Annotated in this window: 14 protein-coding genes, 2 pseudogenes and 1 riboswitch; of the genes and pseudogenes, 11 read left to right on the top strand and 5 right to left on the bottom strand. The window is 70.1% G+C overall.

Features of this window, described 5'->3' with window-relative positions; all coding sequences use genetic code 11:
• The first annotated feature begins 632 nt into the window (after window positions 1-632).
• The 4 genes from QZ271_RS10695 (at window position 633) to QZ271_RS10680 (ending at window position 5187) form a co-directional block, all read left to right on the top strand.
• On the top strand, window positions 633-1931 hold the full coding sequence (locus tag QZ271_RS10695) for a hydroxyacid-oxoacid transhydrogenase (RefSeq protein ID WP_291431279.1): 1299 nt from the start codon (window positions 633-635) through the stop codon (window positions 1929-1931).
• A gap of 340 nt (window positions 1932-2271) precedes the next feature.
• Window positions 2272-2721 (top strand): Ohr family peroxiredoxin, encoded by a 450-nt coding sequence (locus QZ271_RS10690; RefSeq protein WP_291431278.1) that lies wholly within the window; start codon window positions 2272-2274, stop codon window positions 2719-2721.
• Between the two features lie 58 nt (window positions 2722-2779).
• On the top strand, window positions 2780-4372 hold the full coding sequence (locus tag QZ271_RS10685; RefSeq protein WP_291431276.1) for a carboxylesterase/lipase family protein: 1593 nt from the start codon (window positions 2780-2782) through the stop codon (window positions 4370-4372).
• A 29-nt stretch (window positions 4373-4401) separates the two neighbouring features.
• Window positions 4402-5187 (top strand): MBL fold metallo-hydrolase, encoded by a 786-nt coding sequence (locus QZ271_RS10680; RefSeq protein WP_291431274.1) that lies wholly within the window; start codon window positions 4402-4404, stop codon window positions 5185-5187.
• A 136-nt stretch (window positions 5188-5323) separates the two neighbouring features.
• Here the strand turns inward: QZ271_RS10680 and QZ271_RS10675 are convergent, their stop codons facing one another.
• Together QZ271_RS10675 and QZ271_RS10670 are read right to left on the bottom strand one after the other, a co-directional pair.
• On the bottom strand, window positions 5324-7048 hold the full coding sequence (locus tag QZ271_RS10675; protein WP_291431272.1) for a cyclic nucleotide-binding domain-containing thioredoxin-disulfide reductase: 1725 nt from the start codon (window positions 7046-7048) through the stop codon (window positions 5324-5326).
• A gap of 607 nt (window positions 7049-7655) precedes the next feature.
• Window positions 7656-9305 carry a long-chain-fatty-acid--CoA ligase gene (locus QZ271_RS10670; RefSeq protein ID WP_291431270.1) on the bottom strand — a complete coding sequence of 550 codons (1650 nt, stop codon included), beginning with the start codon at window positions 9303-9305 and terminating at the stop codon, window positions 7656-7658.
• 463 nt (window positions 9306-9768) lie between these two features.
• On the opposite strand from QZ271_RS10670, the gene QZ271_RS10665 reads away from it, so the two are divergent.
• Entirely contained in the window at window positions 9769-10146 is a 378-nt protein-coding gene (locus tag QZ271_RS10665; RefSeq protein ID WP_291431268.1) for an HU family DNA-binding protein, read from the top strand.
• Between the two features lie 130 nt (window positions 10147-10276).
• On the opposite strand, the gene QZ271_RS10660 is transcribed toward QZ271_RS10665, so the two are convergent.
• Window positions 10277-11935 (bottom strand): FAD-binding dehydrogenase, encoded by a 1659-nt coding sequence (locus QZ271_RS10660; protein ID WP_291431266.1) that lies wholly within the window; start codon window positions 11933-11935, stop codon window positions 10277-10279.
• A 346-nt stretch (window positions 11936-12281) separates the two neighbouring features.
• Here QZ271_RS10660 and QZ271_RS10655 point away from each other — a divergent pair, with 346 nt between their 5' ends.
• The 4 genes from QZ271_RS10655 to guaD are packed head-to-tail and all read left to right on the top strand — an operon-like array spanning window position 12282 to window position 18258.
• The gene (locus QZ271_RS10655) at window positions 12282-13709 is read left to right on the top strand and encodes an FAD binding domain-containing protein (RefSeq protein ID WP_291431265.1); all 1428 of its coding nucleotides are present in this window, start codon (window positions 12282-12284) and stop codon (window positions 13707-13709) included.
• The gene (xdhB, locus tag QZ271_RS10650; RefSeq protein WP_291431263.1) at window positions 13706-16057 is read left to right on the top strand and encodes a xanthine dehydrogenase molybdopterin binding subunit; all 2352 of its coding nucleotides are present in this window, start codon (window positions 13706-13708) and stop codon (window positions 16055-16057) included. Before QZ271_RS10655 ends, xdhB begins: the two co-directional genes overlap by 4 nt.
• A gap of 15 nt (window positions 16058-16072) precedes the next feature.
• Window positions 16073-16954, top strand: a complete 882-nt coding sequence (gene xdhC, locus QZ271_RS10645; protein WP_291431261.1) for a xanthine dehydrogenase accessory protein XdhC — start codon at window positions 16073-16075, stop codon at window positions 16952-16954.
• Window positions 16951-18258 carry a guanine deaminase gene (guaD, locus tag QZ271_RS10640; RefSeq protein WP_291431259.1) on the top strand — a complete coding sequence of 436 codons (1308 nt, stop codon included), beginning with the start codon at window positions 16951-16953 and terminating at the stop codon, window positions 18256-18258. Before xdhC ends, guaD begins: the two co-directional genes overlap by 4 nt.
• 438 nt (window positions 18259-18696) lie before the next feature.
• On the opposite strand, the pseudogene QZ271_RS10635 reads toward guaD, so the two are convergent.
• Together QZ271_RS10635 and QZ271_RS10630 are read right to left on the bottom strand one after the other, a co-directional pair.
• Window positions 18697-18768: pseudogene (locus tag QZ271_RS10635) on the bottom strand (NAD(P)-binding protein); the annotation flags it as partial.
• A 35-nt stretch (window positions 18769-18803) separates the two neighbouring features.
• Window positions 18804-20225 carry a hypothetical protein gene (locus QZ271_RS10630; RefSeq protein ID WP_291431257.1) on the bottom strand — a complete coding sequence of 474 codons (1422 nt, stop codon included), beginning with the start codon at window positions 20223-20225 and terminating at the stop codon, window positions 18804-18806.
• Window positions 20226-20439: 214 nt separating this feature from the next.
• A riboswitch (TPP riboswitch) is annotated at window positions 20440-20550 on the top strand.
• A 477-nt stretch (window positions 20551-21027) separates the two neighbouring features.
• Here QZ271_RS10630 and thiC point away from each other — a divergent pair.
• Window positions 21028-22879: pseudogene (gene thiC, locus QZ271_RS10620) on the top strand (phosphomethylpyrimidine synthase ThiC).
• A partial coding sequence (locus QZ271_RS10615; RefSeq protein WP_291431251.1) for a thiamine phosphate synthase occupies window positions 22876-23164 on the top strand: 289 nt, incomplete at its 3' end. The pseudogene thiC and the gene QZ271_RS10615, both read left to right, overlap by 4 nt.

Genomic DNA, 23164 nt, shown 5'->3' with positions numbered 1-23164 from the left:
GATTCCGCGGCATGGAGCCGCAGGCGGCGCTTTTCCGATTGTGGCGCAGTGGAGCGGAATCCGCATTGGAAGCCGCCGGGCGACGCGCATGCCGAGCCGCACTCGACCTGAACCCTCACAGGTGGGGTGGCGCGTCCCTGCCCGTCCGCCGCCGAATGGACGCCCCTGAATCTGCCCTTCACGGCTGTGCAGAAGGCACTGGCCGCTCATCCTGCCGTTCGATCGGCGTGGGTGGCAGTCTGTTCGGGACACGCCTGAAAGGCAGCGGGCCCTGCGGTGCGGTGTCTCCGCCTTCTTGCTCGTGCTAGGCAGGTGAACGGCCCCCGACTTGATGGTTTGTAAAAGCCATTCTGTCTGAGCAGATGCGGGTGGAAATAAGGTGGGTTCCGGGCGTGGCGTGGGCAGTCCGGTGTGGTTCTCGGTGGTGAGTGGGATAGACGCCCATTCCTCTTCCGTGCCGGTGGTCATTGCCCCGCGTGTCCTCTCCACACTCTGCCCGCCGGACGCTCCACGGACGGGTGTGGCATACTCCGGCCACAGATTATTCGCGAAAAACAGTCACCGTCAGCGGCAAGGTTTGTGCCTGTCCGCCTCGCGGCGGGGCGCGGCCCTGTCCGGCCGGGAGGGAACACATGACGCAGCATGCACAGGCCGGGGATACGCAGCGGGAAACCATCTTCACGGTCGAGGCCACCCCCATCAAGTTCGGGCCGGGAGCCGCGCTGGACGCCGGGTGGGAACTCCGGCGACTGGGCGCGCAGCGGGTGTTCGTGGTGATCGACCCGCACGTGCGCCGCCTGGGCGTGGCCGACCCGGTCCTGGCCGCCATGCGCGCCGCCGGGCTGGACCTGACCGAATTCACGGACGTGGAGACCGAACCCGACCTCGCGGCGCTGGAACGCGCAGTCGAGGCGGCCCGCGCCGCTCAACCGGACTCGTTTGCAGCAATTGGAGGTGGGAGCGCCATCGACACGGCGAAGGTCGCGAACCTGCTCTTCACGCACGGCGGGCGGATCATGGACTACGTGAACGCCCCGGTTGGTGCCGGGCGGCGGCCCCCTTCGGCGCTGCGGCCCCTGCTGGCCATTCCCACCACGTCCGGCAGCGGGTCAGAGGCGACTACCGTGGCGATCCTGGACCTGCCACATCTGAAGATCAAGACCGGCCTGAGCCACCGCACCCTGCGCCCCGCGCAGGCCATCGTGGACCCCGACCTGACCCGGACCACGCCGCCCGCCGTGACGGCTGCCGCCGGCCTGGACGTCGTCTGTCACGCCGCCGAAAGTTACCTGAGCCGTCCCTACACCACCCGCGAGCGCCCTGTCACGCCCGATGACCGGCCGCCGTACCAGGGCAGCAATCCGGTCGCCGACCTGTGGTCCGCGCAGGCCCTGCGCTACGGCGGGGAGTACCTGCGCCGCGCTGTGCATGGCGCCGGGGCCGAGCCTGATTCCGGGGCGCGCGGCTTCATGATGCTCAGCGCGACCATGGCCGGCGTGGGCTTCGGCTCGGCCGGCGTGCACATCCCTCACGCGTGCGCGTACCCCATCGCGGGGCTGCGACACGCCTACCGCCACCCCGGGTACCCTGGCGAGAAGATGTTCGTCCCGCACGGCTTCTCGGTGATCGTGACGGCCCCCGCCTCGTTCCGCTTCACGTTCGATGCCGACCCGGCCCGGCACCTGTTCGCTGCCTCCTGCCTGACCGGCCAGACCTACGCCCCGGACGACCGTGACGCCCTTCCGGACGCACTGCTGAACCTGATGCGGGACGTGGGCGCCCCCAGCAGTGTCGCGGCCCTGGGCTATGACGAATCTGACATTCCCGCGCTGGTGGACGGAGCGCTCAAGCAGCGGCGCCTGCTGGCCGTCGCGCCCCGCCAGCCGACGGCTGATGATCTCGCGCAGATCTTCCTGGAATCCATGCGATGAGTGCTTTGATTCGGCTGTGTTGTCCCGCGCCGCTGGTGGCCTGGGCGTGGTGATCTCCCTGCAAGTGAGTCTTTCGTCACGTTATTTAGTTGCAGATTGCAATAAAATCGCTGGGTAGCACATTTTTTCTCGTCTGAGACGTACTTCACCTCATCGCCCAAAGTCCGGAACAGTGTCGGATTCTGGCCCATCTTGCGCAGGTCGTCACAGTTGCTACTCGCTCCGCCCGGGCTTCATCTCTCCGTTTTGGCAATTCGACCGCAATTGGAACGACATGATGTTTCGACAGACGGCCACTTCTCGCTCAAATCGTTGCAAAGTGCAATCAAGGAGAATCACCATGATCCAACCTGAAATGAAAAAGCTGTTCACCACGTCGTCTATCGCCACCGGGGGCCGCAACGGTGACGTTTACCTGGGCCAGCAGCGCCTGCACCTGACGACCCGCCCCGCCCACAGCAAACGCGAGGGCACCGACCCTGAAGAGATGTTCGGCGCGGGCTACGCGGCCTGCTTTCTGTCGGCTCTGGGCGAGATCGGCAAGCGGATGGGAGTGGACGCCAGCGGTGCCCAGGCTGAAGCCTTCGTGAGTCTGTACGCCAAGTCTGAAACCGAGTATGTGCTGGGCGTGGAACTCCAGGTGTATATCCCCGGCCAGAGCGAGGAGAAGGCGCGTGAACTGCTGGACATCGCGCACCGCACCTGCCCGTATTCCAACGCCACGCGCGGCAACATCGAGGTAAAACTGGTGGCGCTGATGGAACCGCTCAAGATTGTGTCTGCCGAGTAAAAAACCGCTGGACTGGCCCGTCTAAAGCGGGCCTTTTTTCTTTTCCTCTGGAGCCAACATGAACAAACTGCTTGCCCTGTCTGCCGCCTGCCTGCTGGCAACGGCTGCCGCGCAGAGTCTGACGCTGCCCGCCGCCGCTCCCGCCCAGAGCACCCGCGTGACCCCGCCCGCTGGCCCCGTCGTGGGGTCGCTGGACGGGGCACTGGCGGTGTGGGAAGGGATTCCCTACGCGCAGCCGCCCGTGGAAGGCTTGCGCTGGCGTTCGCCGCTGGCGCTGCCCACCTGGACCACCGAACGCCCCGCCCTGCAACCCGGCGCGGCCTGCCCACAGTCGTTTACGCTCGCCGGAGAGAGCCAGCCTGTCGTGCGCGGCGAGGAAGACTGCCTTTTCCTGAACGTGTACGCCCCCCAGAACGCTCAAAACCTGCCTGTGATGGTCTGGATTCACGGCGGCTCCTATAACACGGGCGCGGGCAGCGACTACAATCCCCGCACCCTGGCCCGCGAGCAGAACGTGGTGGTCGTGACGATCAATTACCGCCTGGGCGCTCTCGGTTTTCTGGCGGTGCCGGGGCTCGAGGAGAAGGGTTCAGTGGGCAATTACGGCCTGCTGGACCAGCAACTCGCGCTGAAATGGGTGCGGAACAACATCTCGGCCTTCGGAGGTAACGCGGCCAACGTGACGGCGTTCGGCGAATCGGCAGGCGGCATGAGCATATGCCAGCACCTGCTGATGCCTGGCGCGCGGGGCCTGTTCGACAAGGCAATTATCCAGAGCGGCCCCTGCACCGACCCGCAACTGACTGCGCCGCGTAACGTGGCCCTCCAGAAGGGCAGCAGCGCCGCCGAGAGCCTGGGCTGCCCGCCCGCCGACGCCGCCTGCCTGCGTGCCCTGCCCGTCAAGAAATTATTGCAGGCGCAGCCCAAAGGCTTACCCGCCACCGTCACCTTCCCACCGCTGTACGGCGACCCTACACTGCCCGACTCGCCCGCCGCCGTGTTCCGGCAGGGGATCAATCAGCAGGCGGTGGCTCCCGTGCCGCTCCTGATGGGCACCAACGCCGACGAGGGCAGCATTTTCGCCTCCTTCGCCAGCACGCCGGGGCGCGACGCGAACCTGCTGGAATACGTGGGCATCAACTACGCGTTCAGCGGCCTGCGCGGGGTCTGGGCGGGCCTGACCAGCTACGCGCCGGGCCGGTACTCCACCCGCGCCCTGGCCGCCGCTGCGCAGAGCACGGACGCCATTTTCGCCTGCCCCACCAGCGACCTGGGCCGCGTCCGCGCCGCGCAGGTGCCTGTCTACGCCTACGAATTCCGTGACCGCACTGTGCCCTACACGTACCTCAAGCCGGGCGTCGCCGTGCCTGATTTCGGCGCGTACCACTCGGCGGAGGTGGCGAGCATCATGGGTGCGTCTGCCGCGCTCGGCGACTACAGCCGCTTTTCGGCCGAGCAGCTTGAACTGGCAAAGACCATGCGGACCTACTGGGCCAACTTTGCCCGCACGGGCGACCCCAATGGCCGTGGCCTGGTGACGTGGCCGCGCCTGGATAGCGCCGGAACGAAAGTACTGGGCTTCGCCCCGGCGCAGGTGGGGGTCGTGAATGACTTCCGGGCCTCGCATCAGTGCGGGACGGTCTGGAAATGAGCGTGCGCCCTGTGCCTTACCCTTCTCTGTTGGGCGGTGTTCAGAAGCTGCGCCCCGATGTTTTCCAGGTTCGTCTGCCCATCGTCAGCGCCTACTTTCTAGGCACGCCCGGCAGCGACTGGGTACTGGTGGATGCAGGCACACCGCTCGACGCCGGGATGATCAAGCGGGCCGCCACGCAGGTGCACGGCTCCCGTTCCCCGGCAGCCATCGTGCTCACGCACGGACACGTTGACCACGTAGGCAGCGTGCCCAGGTTGCGCGGGCTGTGGCCCGTGCCCGTCTATGCCCGCGCCGAGGAACTTCCCTTCCTGACCGGACAGGCCAAGTACCAGATAGGCCGCCGCACGAGCAGCGCCCCCGACCTGCGGCCCCATATCCACGCGCTGCCCACCGACGGTTCGGTGCCCTTCCTGACAGGCTGGCGCTGGATTCCAACGCCCGGTCATACACCGGGGCACACTTCCCTATGGCGAGAGGCAGACCGCACCCTGATCGTGGGTGACGCCTTCTCCACTGCCAATGCCCGCAACCCGGTCACACTGTTGACCGGCGAACCCGCGCAGGTGTCGCACGCCTTCCTTTACCTCTCCCGCAGCGACGGGCGCGAATCGGTCCGCCGCCTGGCCGAACTGGAGTCGCAACTGGCCGCCGTGGGCCACGGCAAGGCGCTGGGAGGCGCCGAGCTGCCCGGCGCCATCCGCGAGCATGTCCGGCGTTTTGATGACCCGCTGCCCACCCAGCCGCCGCGCTTGCCGCTGCTGGCGCTGGCGGCAGGGATGGCAGCCCTGGTGTGGTGGTGGCGGCGGGAGTAAGGGGGTAAACCTGCATGGCCGCACCCTCATCCGGACCCCGCTCCACTCATACGGATTGGGCGGTGTGGAGCCGCAGGCGGCGCTTTTCCGACTGTGGTGGAATGGAGCCCAGTCCGTATGAAGGCGCGGCCGGACCTTAGTCTGCCGGGTTCGTCCGGTCTGCACTGGCGGGAGTGGAGGGCGGTGACTCGGCTGTCTTCTGACCGCTCTGGTCACGCAACGCGAGGAACTGATGGACGAGCGCGATGCTCATGCTGCCCTCGCCGACGCTGCTGGCCACGCGTTTCACCGAGCCGCGCCGCACGTCTCCGGCGACGAATACGCCCGGCACGCTGGTCTCCAGTGGGAACGGATCGCGGTCCAGTGGCCACGCCCCCTGCGGCGCGAGGTCCAGGCCCGAGCAGACGTAGCCGCGCTCGTCACGCAGGACCACGCCGCCCAGCCAGTCGGTGCGGGCGTCCGCGCCGATCAGGACGAACAGGGTATCCGTCTCGACCACCTCGTCCTGGCCGGTGTCGCTGTGGTGCACGGTCAGGGCCTGCAGGTGCGAGTCACCGTGCAGGGCCGTGACCTCGCAACACAGGCAGATGCGCACGTTCGGTTTGGCGCGCAACTGATCAATCAGGTACTGGGACATGCCCTTCTCCACGCGGTCCGCCCGGATCAGGATGGAGACCCGCCGCGCGTAGTTCGAGAAGAGGAGCGCCGCCTGCCCGGCCGAGTTCCCACCGCCGATCAGGTACACGTCCTTGCTGCGCGTCCCCGGCGCTTCGGTGCGGGCCGCGCCGTACCATACGCCGCGCCCCACGAAGCGCTGCGCGTGCGGCAGCGGCAGCGTGCGCCATTCCACGCCCAGCGCCAGTACCACGCTGCGCGTGTGAACGCGCGTGCCGCCGTCCAGCACGACCGTGTGACCGTCCGGGCCGGGCTCCAGCGCGGTCACTTCCCGGGTCGTGACGACCTCCGCCCCGAAGCGCCGCGCCTGCCTCAGCGCCCGCGCGCTCAACTCACCTCCCGACAGGCCCGTCGGGAACCCCAGGTAGTTCTCGATGCGGCTGCTGGTCCCGGCCTGCCCGCCCGGCGCGTGCCGCTCGACCAGCAGCGTACACAGGCCCTCCGACGCGCCGTACACCGCCGCCGCCAGTCCCGCCGGACCGCCGCCCACGATCACCACGTCGTACCGCTCGAGCGCCGGGTCCACCTGCAGGCCTAGGCGGCGCGCCACCTCGCGCACGTGTGGCCGGCGCAGCACCTCGCCGTCCGGCAGGATGACGGCCGGCAGCGCCCCACCCTCGACCCCGGCGGGAATGTCGCAGGCCAGTGCGGGCGCGCCCGGGTCCAACCAGCGGAACACCACCTGATTACGCGACAGGAAATCCCGCAGCCGAAAGCAGTGCAGGTTATCCGGCGAACCGATCAGGAACGTGACGGGCGTCGGTGTCTCCAGGGCCAAGCGCTGCAGGTTTCCCACCCGGCGCGTCATGTTCGCCATCACGGTCGCCGCCATCAGCTCAGAGCGTCCCAGCAGCGCCATGAAGTCCGGCCCCTCCACGCGCATCACCCGCGCGGGCGTCAGGGCCATCAGGTTCACGGTGGCGGGCGTGCCCAGGAGCAGCGGCAACTCCCCGAACGAATCACCGGGCCGGTAAGTATCCACCGACTGCGGCACGCCGCCCACCTCTTTCGTGACGGCCAGTTCGCCTTCCAGCAGCACAAAAAAAGCGACCGAATCCCCCTCGCGGATCAGGTACTCGCCCTCGTTCAGGTGCACGTCGGCCGCGTCCAGCGCCGCCGCGTGCAGCAGGGTGTCATCCAGCTCCGCAAACAGCGGCAGCCCGCGCAGGCATTCGGGCGTGATCACGCTCCGCCCCCCCCGCTCACCTTCGCCTGCACCCTGAGGGCAGCCCAGACGCGCGTTTCAGCTGCTGTTCGTGCCTGCTCCGTTCCTGCCTGTGCCGCGCCGCGCTGTGCCATGACTGTTCCCCCTACCGGTATCGGTATCCCTGCCCCAGTATTCCCGTCTCAGTATGCCCGTCTCAGTATGCCCGGCCCAGGAGGTCCGCGTGTTCTGCGCTCCCGGCTGCGTGCAGGGGTGCACCGTTCATGCGGGCAGCCGCAGCCCCGCACCTCGCTGGGCCAGCCGTCGGCGCCAAAGGGGGTCGCCTACACCGCGTTCGGCGGTCAGACCTCGTGAAGCGGGCGCGCCGAGAATAGCGCCGCCCGCACCCGCGCCTTGAAGGGCATGCTGTCAGCGTCAGCACGCCGAGCAAGGCGATACGAAGGGCGTCCGAACTGGCGTGCAGATCGCAGCGGCGGGTCCCGGTGCGTCGCCGTCCAGAACCCGCCGGACTGGGCGGGCGCGGCGGCGCGGCCAGTTCCCATCTGACCTCTCTAGAGGTGTTGCAAACGGTTGAACCAGCGTCTTGTCAGGCCGAGGCGGTCCCTGCCCGCCTGTGGCGGAATCCGTATCAGTTGCCCTGCATGGCGGCCTGCGCCGCTTCCTGGAGGGGCCGCCACGCGACCTTGCCGGTGGGGCTGCGCGGCAGGCTGTCCACGAACTGCCAGTCGCGCGGCACCTTGTAGGGGGCCATCTGCTCGCGCGCCCAGGTTTCCAGTTCGGCGGGCGTGGCGTTCATGCCGGGGCGCAGCACGATCAGCGCGCGGGCGCGTTCGCCGCTGCGTTCGTCGGGCACGCTGATCACGCAGGCTTCCTGAATGGCGGGGTGGGCGTGCAGCAGGTTCTCGACCTCGGCCGGCCAGACCTTCATGCCCGAGACGTTCACCATGCGCTTGAGGCGGTCCACGAAGAAGAAGTACCCCTCATCGTCCACGTACCCCAGGTCGCCCGTGCGGAAGAACTGCTGCCCGCCGATGTCCATGAACGCCTCGGTGGTCGCGTCGGGGCGGTTCCAGTAGCCCTGCATGACCTGCGGCCCCCGGATCACGATCTCGCCCGTCTCACCAGCCGGGAGTTCCTGTCCGCTCTCGATGTCCACGATGCGGGAATCCACGTTGAATAGCGGAATGCCCAGGCACTGGAGTTTCTGCCGACCCTTGGGGTTGCTGTGAGACTGCGCCATCGTTTCGGACAGGCCGTACCCTTCGAGGAACATGATGCCCGTCACGTCCAGCAGGCGCTGCCCGACCGACGCGGGCAGGCTGGCCCCGCCGCCTGTGACGCTGCGCAGCGACTCCAGGTCCGCCGCGTTGAAGTTCGGGGAGGTCATCAGGTCGATGATCATGGTGGGTGTGTTTGTCCAGAGGGTCACGCCCTGCTCGCGGATCAGGGTGCTCGCCGCGTCCCGGTCCCAGCGGGACATGATCACGACCCGCGCGCCGCTTGTCACGCTGCCCATCAGGGAGTTGATGAAGCCCGTCACGTGGAAGAACGGCAGGGCCGCCAGGAACACGTCCTCGACACTGCTGTCCACCCAGACGCCCGCGCCGAACACGTTGGCCTGCACGCTGCGGTGCGTGTGCATGCAGCCCTTGGGAATCCCGGTCGTACCGGACGTGTACGGCATGACGCACAGGTCGGCGGCCGTCACGTTCGCCATAGGGACGGGGGCGGCCTTGAGCGCGGTCTCCAGGCTCACGTCGTCGCCCTGCAACCTGGCCTCGACATCCAGACCGTCGGGGATGGGCACGCCGCACGCGGGGTCCGCGCCGCGCATGACGTTCGCCACGACCGCGTGCGCCAGCCCGCCCTGCTTGGCCCGCTCGTACAGTTCCGCGCCGACCACACCGGCGCGAATCCCGGCGTCCTGAAGAAAGAACCCGAACTCGCGGGCCTGCAGCATGGGGGCCAGGGGCACCACCACCGCGCCCAGGTGCCACGCGGCGAAGGCGCTGATCACCCACGCGGGGCTGTTCTGCATCCACACGGCCACGCGGTCACCGTGACCGACGCCCTGGGAGGCGAGGTGGCCCGCAAGATGCTCGGCCTGATCACGCAGTTCTCGGTACGTCACCTCGTGCCCGTAATGCCACAGCGCGACCTTGTCGGGGTAGCGTTCGGCGCTCACGTGCAGGTTGTGCATCAATCCGGTGGCGGGCAGGGTCAGGGAACGGGGTTTCCCGGCGGGCCAGAAGCGGGCAGGAACAGAAGCAGTTGTCATAGGGACCTCCGTGGAATCAGTGACGGTCCGCCGCGGGGCCCAGAAAGTGCCCCTGAACCGCCAAAAACAGGTTGTGGATGAACCGAGTGTAGCGCATCCGGCTCCGGTCACGGCGCCTGCGCCCCGTTTCACCCCGCCTGCCGGCATACCTGACTGTCCTGGGCTCCGTACCGTCCTGGGCGCCGTACCATCCTGGGCTCTGTGCCCTTCAGGTCAATGCTTGTCCAGCGGCGCGCCCCCTCTATCTGCGACCAGTTCATTTCTGACCCGCTGGTTTTCTCACGGACGCCCCATACAGGCGCAGCGGGCCTTCATCAAGCGCTTCTGACGTGCCACACGTTGAATTGGCGTTTTCAGAAAATCTACGTGTGGCACGCAGATTTCCGTTTAGCGTGGGCGGCAAGGGCGTGCTGGCGGGCGTTCCCACCCGCTCCCCCCCTTCCCAAGCGCGCGGCAGTATGTCATGCTGCTCACTATGACGAAAAAGACCACGAAGGCCCCCGCCAAGAAGCCCGCTACCAAAGCTGCCCCCAAAGCCGCGCCCAAGAAGGTCGCCGCCGAGAGCAGCAAGGTCGCCAAGACCCAGCTCGTTGAACTGGTCGCCGACAAGACCGGCCTGACCAAGAAGCAGAGCGAGGAAGCCGTCAGCGCCATGCTGGACGTCATCGTGGGCGCCATCAAGGGCGGCCAGAGCGTCGGCCTGCCCGGCCTGGGGACCCTGAGCGTCAAGGCCACCGCCGCCCGCACCGGCGTCAAGCCCGGCACCAGCGAGAAGATCCAGATCCCCGCCGGCAAGAAAGTGGCCTTCAAGGTCGCCAGCACCCTCAAGGGCAACCTCTAAGAAACGGCCTGACCCGTTGAAGGGAGGCGCGGCCACAGCGGCTGCGCCTCCCTTTTTGTGGTTTCCAGCGGGCGTGGAGTTGGCAGATCGGTGGGGTTCCGAGCTGTCAACGAAACAGACGGATTCCGAATTACACGGCCCCGGCGGCGGCGCGGCCCGCGATCCGGCCGCTGAACAGGCAGCCGCCCAGGAAGGTGCCTTCCAGCGCGCGGTAGCCGTGCACCCCGCCCCCGCCGAAGCCCGCGACCTCGCCCGCCGCGTACAGGCCGGGAATGGGCTGGCCACCCTGGCCCAGGACCCGCGCGCTCAGGTCGGTTTCCAGGCCGCCGAGGGTCTTGCGGGTCAGGATGTTCAGTTTCACGGCGATAAGCGGGCCGCTCTGCGGGTCCAGCAGCGGCCCTGGCTTGGCCACGCGTACCAGCTTGTCGCCCAGATAGGCGCGTGCGCCGCGCAGGGCGGTGATCTGCGGGTCCTTCCCGAAGGGGTTGGCGATGGCTGCGTCGCGGGCGTGAATCTCGCGCCGGACCTGCTCTGGGTCCAGCAGGCCGTTGCCGGTCAGGTCGGCCATGCCGCGCAGGAGACCGTCCAGGGTATCCCGGACGACAAAATCCTCGCCCCGGTCCATGAAGGCCTGCACGCTGGGGGCCACGCGGCTGCCCACGCGGCCCAGCGTGGCGCGAACGTCCCGTTCGGTCAGGTCGAGGTTCTGTTCTGAACCGCTGAGCGTGAATTCCTTCTTGATGACCGCGCGGTTCAGCACGAACCACGTGTACGGCCAGCCGTGCGTGGTGATGTGCGTCAGGGTGCCGAGCGTGTCGAAGCCCGGCGCGTGCGGGTACGGCAGCCGCTCGCCGGTGGGGGAGAGCCACAGGCTGCTGGGCCCCGGCAGCACGCGGATGCCGTGCTCTTTCCAGACGGGATTCCAGTTGCGCAGGCCCTCGGTGTAATGCCACATGCGGTCCGGGTTGATCAGGTTCGCGCCCTGCGCGTGCACCGTCTGCTGCAACTGGCCGTCCACGTGGGCGGGCACGCCCGCCACCATGAACGCCGGAGGTTCACCGAGCCGCTCGCGCGGCCAGTTGCGGCGCACCAGATCGTGGTTCCCGCCGATCCCGCCGGACGTCACGATGACCGCCCCGGCCCGCAGGTTGAAGTCCCCCACGACCACGCGGGAACTGGCCTCGCCGCGCGCCACTGGCGAGGTTTCCAGCACGTCGCCGCGCACGCCCGCCACGGCCGGGCCGTCGAACACCAGTTCCCGCACCCGGTGCCGGAAGTGCGCCCGGATTCGCCCGGACCGCAGGTGGGCGCGCACGCGCCGCTCGAACGGCTCGACCACGCCCGGTCCCGTTCCCCAGGTGATGTGAAAGCGCGGCACGCTGTTGCCCGGCCCCAGCGCGCCCTGCCCGCCGCGCTCGGCCCAGCCGACCACCGGGAACAGTCTCAGGCCCTGAGCCGCCAGCCACGAGCGTTTCTCGCCCGCCGCGAAGTCCACGTACGCCTGCGCCCACTGCCGGGGCCAGTGATCCTCGGGACGGTCGAAAGCGGCGGTGTTCATCCAGTCGCTCAGGGCCAGTTCGCGGCTGTCATGGATGCCCAGGCGGCGCTGCTCGGGGCTGTCCACCAGGAACAGGCCCCCGAACGACCAGAAAGCCTGCCCGCCCAGGTTCTGCTCTCCCTCCTGATCGAGGAGCAGCACGCGCTTTCCGGCGTCTGCCGCTTCGGCCGCTGCGACCAGCCCGGCCAGTCCGGCTCCCACCACGATGATGTCTGCGCTCGGTTCGCTCATAGGTTCTCCCTGGGTTCAGGCGGGCGTGAATGCGCCGGCCGGGTGTGCGGTGCCGCGTGGAGCAGCTGGATTGGGGACGCCATCATTGTGCCGCAATCCGCGCCGCCGCGTACCGGGGAGCGTTTCGGCCTGCCCCGCTTGCACAGACGAGCGGCGTGCGCCGCCGCCCGCGCTGCCTTATGCTGGGCGGGTAGCCAATCAGGCCGTTGTTCTGCATGGATAACCAGCGGCCCGCCCCAGACACCGCGTCCGGCGTGAACCATGCGTCCGCCCCTGAAGACTGTCAGGCCGGTGGGCGCTGTTCGCCGGGTGTCTGCCACCGCACGAAGGGTGGTCGAGGAGTGACATGCAGACACTGAATCTGACTGTGAACGGCCAGCCGCGCGAGGTGCCCGCCGCAGCGCACACCAGTCTCCTGAATACCCTGCGCGCCCAGGGCCTGACCGGATGCAAGGAAGGCTGCGCCGAGGGCGAGTGCGGCGCGTGCGCGGTCCTGATCGCCCGGGATGACGGACAGGGCGGCACGCGCTGGGACAGCGTGAACGCCTGTCTGGTGACGCTGGCAGCCGTGGACGGCGCGCAGATCGTGACGGGCGAGGGCCTGGGCTCACCCGCCGCGCTGCACCCGGCGCAGCGGGAACTGGCGGCGCGGGGCGGCTCGCAGTGCGGGTACTGCACGCCGGGCTTCGTGGTCAGCATGGCCGCCGAGTACCTGCGCCCGGACCGCGTGGACGGCCAGCACGGCGCCGCCAACGGCTTTGACCTGCACGCGCTCAGCGGGAACCTGTGCCGCTGCACCGGCTACCGCCCCATCGCGGACGCCGCGTACGCGCTGGGCACACCGGACGCCGCCGACCCACTGGCCGCGCGGCGCACGCAGCCCGCCCCGGCCCCGCGCCCCACGGCCCTGAACGCCCTGGACGGCGCGTTCCACCGGCCCGCGACCCTGGCCGGCGCGCTGGCGCTGCTGGCCGCGCACCCGGACGCGAAGGTGCTCTCCGGCGGCACGGACTGGGGCGTGGAGGTGAACCTGCGCCACGCGCGGGCCGCCGTGACGGTCGCGGTGGATCACCTGCCGGAACTGCGGGTCTTCGAGGAGCGTGCGGACTCGCTGCTCCTGGGCGCGGGCCACAGCCTCAGCGAACTCGAACGCCGCCTGGGCGGCCGGGTGCCGCTGCTCTCGGCGTGGTTTCCGCAGTTCGCCAGCCGCCTGATCCGGAACTCTGCCACGCTGGGCGGGAACCTGGGCACGGCGTCGCCCATCGGGGACAGCCCGCCCGCGCTGCTGGCGCTGGACGCCTCGGTGCAGCTCGTCGGCCCGGACGGCGTGCGCGAAGTGCCGCTGGCCGGGTACTTCACTGGGTACCGGCAGACGGTGCGGCGGCCGGGCGAACTGATCGCAGCCGTGCGGATTCCGCTGCCGCTGTCACCGCTCACGGCCTTTCACAAGATTGCCAAGCGCCGCTTTGACGACATCTCCAGCGTCGCCGTGGGCTACGCGCTGGACGTGCGCGGCGGCGTGGTCACGCGCGCCCGCATCGGCCTGGGGGGCGTGGCCGCCACGCCCCTGCGCGCCACGGAAACCGAGGCCGCGCTCGAAGGGCAGCCGTGGACGGAAACGACCGTCCGCGCGGCCGCCCGGGTCCTGGGTCAGACCGGCACGCCCCTAAGCGATCACCGCGCGAGTGCCGAGTACCGCGCTGCGATGCTCGAGCAGAGCCTGCTGAAACTGTGGTTCGAATCGCAGTCCACGGAACAGGAGGTGGGCGCATGAGCCCGCACGAACGTCCGGCCGCCGCGCCCGTGGGCGAGGCCACCGCGCACGAGAGCGCCGCGCTGCACGTCACGGGGCACGCGCTGTACACCGACGACCTGGGCGTGCGGCTCCAGAACCTGCTGCACGCGTGGCCGGTCGGGTCGCCGCACGCGCACGCACGGGTCACGGGCCTGGACACGCAGGCCGCGCACGCCGTGCCGGGTGTCGTGCGCGTCCTGACGGCCGCCGACGTGCCCGGCGTGAACGACGCGGGCGTGAAGGGCGACGAACCGCTGTTCCCCACCGAGGCCATGTACCACGGGCACCCGGTCGCGTGGGTGCTGGCCGACTCCGAGGACGCCGCCCGGCTGGGGGCCGCCGCCGTGCAGGTGAGCTACGAGCCGCTGCCGTCGGTCGTCACGCTGCGCGGGGCCATCGCCGCCGGCGCGTTCCAGGGCGCGCAGTCCACCCTGGCGCGCGGCGACGTGACGCTCGGCTTCGGGCAGGCCGCGCATGTGTTCACGGGCGAGTTCGACATCGGCGGCCAGGAGCACTTTTACCTCGAAACGAACGCCGCGCTCGCACACGTGGACGAGGCCGGGCAGGTGTTCATCCAGTCGAGCACGCAGCACCCCACCGAGACGCAGGAAATCGCCGCGCACGTCCTGGGCGTGCCGTCGAGTCACGTGACCGTGCAGTGCCTGCGCATGGGGGGCGGCTTCGGTGGCAAGGAGATGCAGCCGCACGGCTACGCGGCGGTCGCGGCGCTCGGCGCGGCCCTGACCGGGCGGCCCGTCCGGCTGCGCCTGAACCGCACGCTGGACATGACCCAGACCGGGAAACGCCACCCGTTCCACGCCGCGTGGAAGGCCGGATTCGACGCCGACGGGCGCTTCACGGCGCTGGAGGTCACCCTGACCAGCGACGGCGGCTGGAGCCTCGACCTGTCAGAGCCGGTCATGGCGCGCGCCCTGTGCCACCTGGACAACGCGTACTTCATTCCGCACGTGCACGCGCGCGGGCGGATCGCGCGGACGAACAAGACCTCGCAGACGGCCTTCCGCGGCTTCGGCGGGCCGCAGGGCATGCTGGTCACCGAGGACATTCTGGGCCGCGTGGCCCCACTGCTGGGCCTGGACGCGCAAGAGCTGCGGCAGCGCAACTTCTACCAGCCGGGCCAGGCGACCCCCTACGGCCAGCCGGTGCGGCACGCCGAGCGCATGCATGACCTGTGGGGGCAACTGCTGGCGCGCAGTGACTTCCAGGCCCGCCGCGCCCAGGTCGAGGCCTTCAACGCCGCGCACCCGCACCGCAAGCGCGGCCTGAGTGTCACGCCGGTCAAGTTCGGGATCTCGTTCAACTTCACGGCGTACAACCAGGCGGGCGCCCTCGTGCACGTGTACAAGGACGGCTCGGTTTTGATCAACCACGGCGGCACCGAGATGGGCCAGGGTCTGCACACCAAGATGATGCAGGTGGCCGCCACCGCGCTGGGCGTGCCGCTGTCCTCCGTGCGCCTCGCGCCGACCCGCACGGACAAGGTGCCGAACACCAGCGCCACCGCCGCCAGCAGCGGCGCGGACCTGAACGGCGGGGCGGTCAAGAACGCCTGCGACCAGATCCGCGCGAACCTCGCCGCCGTGGCCGCCGGGTCGCTCGGCGTGCACCCGGACGACGTGCGTTTCGAGGCCGGGCGCGTGTTCCCGCTGGGCCACCCGGAACGCAGCTTGGACTGGAGGGCGCTCGTGCACGACGCGTACCACCTGCGCACGCAGCTGTGGGCGGCGGGTTACTACCGCACGCCGGGCCTGCACTGGGACCGCGTGGCGATGCAGGGCGAGCCGTTCAAGTACTTCAGTTACGGCGCGGGCGTCACCGAGGTCGAGGTGGACGGCTTTACCGGCGCGTACCGCGTGCGCCGCGCCGACCTGCTGCACGACGTTGGAGACAGCCTCTCACCGCTGATCGACCTGGGGCAGGTCGAGGGCGGGTACGTGCAGGGCCTGGGCTGGCTGACCCTGGAGGAACTCCGCTGGGACGAGTCGGACGGCCCCCAGCGCGGTCGCCTGCTGACCCAGTCGGCCAGCACCTACAAGCTGCCCAGCTTCAGCGAACTGCCCGAACAGTTCAACGTGAATCTACTGGAACGCGCCACCGAATCCGGCGTGGTGTACGGCTCCAAGGCCGTGGGCGAGCCGCCGCTGATGCTGGCGATCTCGGCCCGCGAGGCGCTGCGGGAGGCCTGCGCCGCCTTCGGCCCGCCCGGACGTACCACGCCGCTGCCCAGCCCCGCCACGCCCGAGGCCGTGTACTGGGCGCTGCACGCGGCCCGCGCTGACCAGCGTGAAGAGGTGCCCGGTGACTGACCTGCGGGGCCGCGCGTGAACTGGCGAGAGGCCCTGAACGCCCTGCACGAGCGGGGCGAGGCGGGCGTGCTCATCACGGTCGCCGCCGCGCGCGGCCACACGCCACGCGAGGCCGGAGCGAAGATGCTGGTCACCGCCGACCAGACCTGGGACAGCGTGGGCGGCGGGAACCTGGAAGCGACCGCCGTGGAGCGCGCCCACGCCCTGCTGGCGACCGGCGCGACCACCCCCGACCTGCTGACGCTGCGCCTGACAGACCGCGCCGCGAACGACCACGGCCGCCAGTGCTGCGGGGGCGAGGTCACGCTGCTGCTCGAACCCATGCCCGCCCGGGCGCACGTCGCTGTGTTCGGCGTGGGGCACGTGGGCCTGGAACTCGCGCGGATTCTGTCGCGCCTGCCGCTGCACCTGCACCTCGTGGACTCACGCGCGGCGCAGCTGACCCCCGAACGCCTGTCGGTCCTCTCAGACGCCGCCGCGACGCTGCACGTCCACCACTCGCCCATTCCCGAGATGATCCTGCACGACCTGCCCGCCGGCACGCACCTGCTGATCATGACGCACGACCACGCCGAGGACGCCGCCCTGATCGACGCCGCGCTGCGCCGCCCACAGATGAGCTGCTCACAGATGAGCCGACCGGAGATGGGGTTCGTGGGCCTGATCGGCTCGGCCGCCAAGTGGACCCGCTTTCAGGCGCAACTGCGCGAACTGGGCCACCCGCCCGCCGCCCTGGCGCGCGTCACCACGCCCATCGGCCTGCCGGACCTGATCCGGGGGCCGCTCCGCAAGCACCCGGCCGTGATCGCGCTGGCGGTCGCCGCGCAACTTCTCCCGCTCATTCAGGCCGCGCCTGCCCTCCAGCCACTTCCCACCGCCCCAGAAAGGACCCCGTGACTTCCCCCATCCCCACACCCACGCTGTACCGCGCCACCTACCTGCACACGCCCCGCAACCCCTTCACGCACCCAGACGCACTGGACGCGCAGGACGACGGAGGCCTGCTCGTTCAGGACGGCGTGATCCGCGCCGCCGGAACCTTCTCGGACATCCGGGCCGCGCACCCGGACGCACCCGTCACTGACCTGAGGGGCGGCCTGCTGCTGCCGGGCTTCATCGACACGCACGTCCACTACCCACAGGTGCGCGTGATCGGCGGGCTGGGCCTGCCGCTGCTCGACTGGCTCGACCAGTGCGCCCTGCCCGAGGAGGCCCGCCTGGCGGACCTCGCCTACGCGCGCGGCGTGGCCCACGACTTCATCGGCGGTCTGATCGGGGCCGGAACGACCACCGCCCTGGTGTTCGGCTCGCACTTCGCGGGCGCCGTGAACGTCTTCTTCGAGGAGGCCGCCCGCAGCGGCCTGCGCGCCGTGACCGGCCTGGTCGTCAGTGACCGCCTGCTGCGGGACGAACTGCACACCACGCCCCAGCGCGCCTACGACGAGGGCCGCGCCCTGATCGAACGCTGGCACGGCGCGGGCCGCGCGCTGTATGCCGTCACGCCCCGCTTCAGCCTGTCAGCCAGTGACGGCATCCTGGACGCCTGCGCCGCCCTGACCCGCGACTTCCCCGGCGTGCGCTTCACCAGCCACATCAACGAGAATGACCGCGAGATCCAGACGGTCCGCGACCTGTTCCCCGGCGCGCGCGACTACCTCGACACCTACGAACGCGCCGGACTGATCGGCCGTCACTCGGTCCTGGCGCACAACGTCCACCCGACCGACCGGGAACTGTCCGTGATGGCCGCCCACCGCTGCACGGCCGCGCACTGCCCATGCAGCAACTCCGCGCTGGGCAGCGGCTTCTTCCCGCTGCGCCGCCACCTGGACGCCGGCGTGCACGTCTCGCTGGGCAGCGACGTCGGCGGCGGCACCGGCTTTTCCCTGCTCAAAGAAGGACTTCAGGCGCACTTTATGCAGAACCTGATGCCCGGTGGCGTCCCCATGAACCCCGCGCACCTGCTGTACCTTGCCACGCTCGCCGGGGCCGAGGCGCTGGACCTGCCGCACACCGGCTCCTTCGAGCCCGGCCGCGCCTTCGACGCCGTGCACCTTCAGCCCCCGCCCGGCACACCCCTGCACGCCGTGTTCCTGCACGCCAGCAGCCCCGAACGCGCCCTGGCCGCCGCCTTCGCCACCGGCACACCTGCCGACGTGGCCCGCGTCTGGATCGGCGGAGACACCGTCCTGGGCGGCTGATACGGATTCCGCCCCGCGAACGCCTGCGGCGTGCGGTAATCGCGGGTGCGCAGTTGCGTGCCACGAAAGGACCCCGCGCCGGGGTACGCGGGAATGAACGGGGCGTCCCAGGTGCCGGTCGCGTTGATCACGCCCCGCGCGCTGAACGCCACGCGGTCCCTTTCGAGGCGCAGCCGCGGCCCCTGCGGGGTCGGGGTTCCCTCGGTGACCAGTCGAAGGGCGGTACACCGGCAACCGGAAGGTCCGTTCGTACTGGCGGAAGTAACGGGGCGCGGCCTCGCTGGCCGCGACTTCGGCCACACCCGGCCCCACGACCTGCGAACAGGGGAGGCCCGGCAGGTCGTGACGGCGGTTGACGGTACTCAGCGTCAGGCTGGGCCAGCGGAACTGCCATGCGCCGCCGGGGCCGGGCGAGCGGTCCAGCACCACGAACCCCCGGTGCGGCGTCAGCCCCCGCTGTTGCAGGTGGTACGCCGCCGACAGTCCGGCCTGCCCCGCCCCGATGACCACGATGTCGGTCTTGACGGTCACGCCCGACGCGGCGGTCAACGTCGGTTCAGCCACGGAATGACCAGCCCCCCGCCGTCCTGTTCAACCGGCTCTTGCGGATCGGCTGCCGGAGCGTGCCCTGCCGGGGGTTCCAGCGGAGCGCGCCCCGCTGGCGGCACGGGGTCAGGTGCTGTCTGCCCAGCCGCAGCCGGCGGCGCCGGGAGGCCTCCCCGAGAGCGGTCACTCCCGGCACCCAGGCCGCGCAGGTAGCGGTCCTCTGCGCCCAGGCGGGCGCGGCTGTCGTGCAGGCGGCCACCGACCAGCTCGGTCGCCAGGTCGTCCGCTGCCGCCTGGAGGGCCTGCACGGCGCGTTCGATCTCGTTTTCCACGGCGCGCAGGCCGGCCTCCTGGGCGCCGAGCAGATTCAGGGCGCGCAGCCGACCCCGCTGGTCCTCAAGGTCACGTGCTTCATGTTCGATGCGGCTGTGCGTTTCGAGCAGCTGCGCGTGCCGGACCCGCAGGCGCGCCGCGTTGGTGTCCAGCCCACCGGCGGGTTTCAGGTCCTGACCGATCAGGGTCAGGCGGCGGTGCAGGTCGTGCAGGGTGCGCTGCGTGACCGCGCCCGGCAGCGCGTCCGGAGTGCGCGACTCGGTGGGGGGGTCAGTGGGTTCGGGCGGGTCGGCTGGCAGGCCCAGCAGCGCATGCCACGCCCGCTGAAAGCGCCCAAGGACGGAATCGTGCCCGTCCGGCCCGGGCAAGGGTGCAGCCAGGGAAGGCGGCGTGTCAGGTGCGGGCGGTGTAGATGTGGGTGGCGCAGTGCCCGGAGATCTGGAGTCAGACGGCCTGGGCTTGGCGGAAACCGGGCCGGAGGCCGCCGGGCGGGCCGGGGGGGTGGGGGCTAGCGAGACGGGAACGGGCGGGACGGGAGTTGGCGGGTTGGGGACCAGACGCCCGGATATCTCTGGACGTTGGGCTGGAAGCGGGCCGGGTTGCAACTCCCCTTCTGGCACATCCAGCAGGGCCGCCGCGCCGGCCGGGCCGCCCCGCGTTTCCTCGCCCCGCACGCGCAGCCGCCAGCGGCGGTCACGCAGGTACAGTTCGGCCAGGAGCATCGAGCGGGCCACGCCGGGGGCTCCCGGCGCGTCCGGGGCACTCAGGTCCGCGCTGGCTCGCAGCGTGCCAGCACTCCCGAGACTGAGGGTGCCGGTCCAGGCGTGCGGACCGCGCCACGAGCACCCCACGGTCAGGGCGGTGACTCCGGCGGGCAGGGCATAGCCCAGGTGAATGCGGGCGTCGGTGGCGCGCGCGGCGGCCATGTCCGCGCTCGCCGGTCCGGCCGGGCCGCTCGCGTGCGCCGCCGTGATCCACAGGCGCAGGTCGGCGGGCGCGCGGCTCACGTGCAGGTCCAGCGTTTCCAGTCCGGCCGGGCCGAACAGCTTGCGCACATCCACGCGTTGCCCCTGGGTGAGTTGCTGCATGGCGGTGAACCTCCTTCTGATACGGATTCCGATTGATTGGGCGCCGTTCTGAATCAATCCGAGCGGACGCGAGTAGGAACAGGATACGCCCCTTCGCGGTCTGGAGCCGCAGGCGGCGCTGTTCCGACTGTGGCGCAGGCAAGCGCAGTCCCTCTGAGCAGCCACTGACCTGGGCGTCCGGGCTTGCACGGCGTGCGTGGGGGTGTACACTCCGGGTAGTCACCAGGGGTGCCGCGCAACAGTGCGCGGCTGAGAGAACAGCGTGTTCAACCCTAGGAACCTGATCTGGTTAGCACCAGCGGAGGGAGAGTGACGGTTGAAGCTCACTGTTGCGGCCCCCGCGCCGTTCCAGGATCATCGGCCCCCTCCACGTACGGGAGGGGGCCGTCTGTGTTGCGCCCATACCGCCAAGCACATGAATGAACCCACCTTGACCTGAACCACACGAACTGAACGCGCCTGCTCTACACGGGGCCGAAACCGAACGCCGGGTCTCCTTCCAGTGGCCCTGCGCGCCCTGCCCCGCTGCCCAGTTGGGCCGCAGTTCTCGCATCCCCGCGCTGTTTCCAGGCCCCCTGTTGCCTGACCCTGTTTCTCCGCTCTGTTTCGTCTGTGCCGCCGCGGCGGCCGGGGGGTTTCCATGACCGTTCCAGACCACAGCACCTCAGACCACAGCACCTCAGACCACAGCACCTCAGACCACAGCACCTCAGACCACAGTACTTCAGGTTCCAGCCGTTCAGGCCACCGCCTTTCAGGGAACGACACTGCCGATCAGACACCCGATCAGACACCCGGCCTGCTGTCCGGCCCGCTGCTGGCCGACTCCGCCCTGACCGGACCGTTTCCGGCCAGTCAGAAGGTGTACCTGGGCGGCACGCTGCACCCGCAGGTGCGCGTTCCGGCGCGGCGCGTGACGCTCTTACCCACGCTGGAACGGGTGGGCGACCTGACCCGCACGGTGCCGAACGCCGCGCTGCTGCTGCCCGACACGAGCGGTCCCTACACGGACGCCGCGCAGACGGTCGATCTGCGCCGGGGCCTGATGAGCGCCCGGCCCTGGCTGGCGGACCACGCGGCGCTGGACGCCCTGCCGGGCCGTTGCCGTCCGGAACTCGACCGCGGCGGCCCGCTGCCCTTTGCGCAGGTGCCCGCGCCGCGCCCGCCCCGGCGCGGCCATGACTCAGCTTCAGGCGGCGCGGCACGGCGAGATCACGCCCGAGATGGAATTCGTGGCGATCCGTGAGGCGCTCCGTCAGGAGGCCGGGTTCGACCTGACGCACCAGCATCAGGGGCAGAGTTTCGGGGCGGCCACGCCGCGCGAGATCACGCCGGAATTCGTGCGCGCCGAGGTCGCGCGCGGCCGCGCGGTCATTCCCGCGAACGTGAACCACCCGGAACTGGAACCCACCATCATCGGCCGGAACTTCCGGGTGAAGGTGAACGCGAACATCGGTACCAGCATCGTCACGAGTTCCATTCAGGAGGAGGTCGGGAAGGCCATCTGGGCGACCCGCTGGGGCGCAGACACCTTGATGGACCTCTCGACCGGGCGGTTCATTCACCAGACCCGCGAGTGGATCGTGCGGTGCAGCGCCGTGCCGGTGGGGACCGTGCCGATCTATCAGGCGCTGGAGAAGGTGGGCGGCGTGGCCGAGGACCTGTGCTGGGACGTGTACCGCGACACGCTGATCGAGCAGGCCGAGCAGGGCGTGGACTACTTCACGGTGCACGCCGGGGTGCGCCTGTCTCACCTGCCGCTGACCGTGCGGCGCCGTACGGGCATCGTGTCGCGCGGCGGCAGCATCCTCGCCAAGTGGTGTCTCGCGCACCACCGCGAGAACTTCCTGTACACGCACTTCGCCGAGATCTGCGAGATCATGGCCGCGTACGACGTGACCTTCAGCCTCGGGGACGGCCTGCGCCCGGGCAGCATCGAGGACGCCAACGACGCCGCGCAGTTCGCGGAACTGGACACGCTGGGTGAACTGACCCGCGTCGCCTGGGCCGGCGGCGTGCAGACCATGATCGAGGGCCCCGGGCACGTGCCCATGCAACTGATCCGCGAAAACATGACCCGGCAGCTCAGCGTGTGCCAGGAGGCGCCCTTCTACACCTTGGGGCCACTCACGACCGACGTGGCCCCCGGCTACGATCACATCACCTCGGCCATCGGCGCGGCGCAGATCGCTTGGTACGGCACGGCCATGCTGTGTTACGTCACGCCCAGGGAGCACCTGGGACTCCCGGACCGGCAGGACGTGCGCGACGGCGTGATCGCCTACCGCATCGCCGCGCACGCCGCCGACCTCGCCAAGGGCCACCCGGGCGCTCAGGCGCGCGACAACGCCATCAGCCGGGCGCGGTTCGAGTTTCGCTGGCAGGATCAGTTCAACCTGGCGCTCGACCCGTTCCGCGCCCGCGAACTGCACGACGAGTCCCTCCCGGCCGAGGCGGCCAAGACCGCGCACTTCTGCTCCATGTGCGGCCCGCAGTTCTGCTCCATGAAACTCAGTCACGAGCTGCGCACACCCGGGATCCTGGCCGGACTGCCCGAGATCCTGGCGGGAATGGAGGCCAGGGCGCAGGAGTTCCGCGCGCACGGAGGCGAGGTGTACGGGCCCCAGCAGTTGGCGGGCAAGGAGCGGGCGTGAAGCCGGGCCGCCTGTACCTCGTGGCGACCCCCCGCGCCGGGCAGCGGGAGGGCGAGTTCCTGGCGCGCGTGGCGGCCGCGCTGGATGGCGGCGTGGACACGCTGCAACTGCGCTGCAAGGACTGGGAGGCGCGGGCGTACACCTCGCTGGGCGAGCGGGTCCGTGACCTGAGCGCCGCGCACGGCGTGCCGCTGTGGATCAACGACCGCGTGGACGTGGCCGCCGCGTGTGGCGCGCACGGCGTGCACCTGGGCCAGGGGGACCTGCCGCCCGCCTGGGCGCGCA

The organism is Deinococcus sp. (assembly GCF_018260555.1).
GTDB lineage: Bacteria > Deinococcota > Deinococci > Deinococcales > Deinococcaceae > Deinococcus.
Note: the sequence above shows the minus strand (reverse complement) of the source record. Positions and strands in the feature narration are given on the sequence as shown.

Coding starts and splice junctions, on each gene's coding strand:
- QZ271_RS10695 (WP_291431279.1), top strand. CDS start 633: ATGACGCAGCATGCACAGGCCGGGGATACGCAGCGGGAAACCATCTTC.
- QZ271_RS10690 (WP_291431278.1), top strand. CDS start 2,272: ATGATCCAACCTGAAATGAAAAAGCTGTTCACCACGTCGTCTATCGCC.
- QZ271_RS10685 (WP_291431276.1), top strand. CDS start 2,780: ATGAACAAACTGCTTGCCCTGTCTGCCGCCTGCCTGCTGGCAACGGCT.
- QZ271_RS10670 (WP_291431270.1), bottom strand. CDS start 9,305: ATGACAACTGCTTCTGTTCCTGCCCGCTTCTGGCCCGCCGGGAAACCC.
- QZ271_RS10665 (WP_291431268.1), top strand. CDS start 9,769: ATGCTGCTCACTATGACGAAAAAGACCACGAAGGCCCCCGCCAAGAAG.
- QZ271_RS10660 (WP_291431266.1), bottom strand. CDS start 11,935: ATGAGCGAACCGAGCGCAGACATCATCGTGGTGGGAGCCGGACTGGCC.
- QZ271_RS10655 (WP_291431265.1), top strand. CDS start 12,282: ATGCAGACACTGAATCTGACTGTGAACGGCCAGCCGCGCGAGGTGCCC.
- xdhB (WP_291431263.1), top strand. CDS start 13,706: ATGAGCCCGCACGAACGTCCGGCCGCCGCGCCCGTGGGCGAGGCCACC.
- QZ271_RS10630 (WP_291431257.1), bottom strand. CDS start 20,225: ATGCAGCAACTCACCCAGGGGCAACGCGTGGATGTGCGCAAGCTGTTC.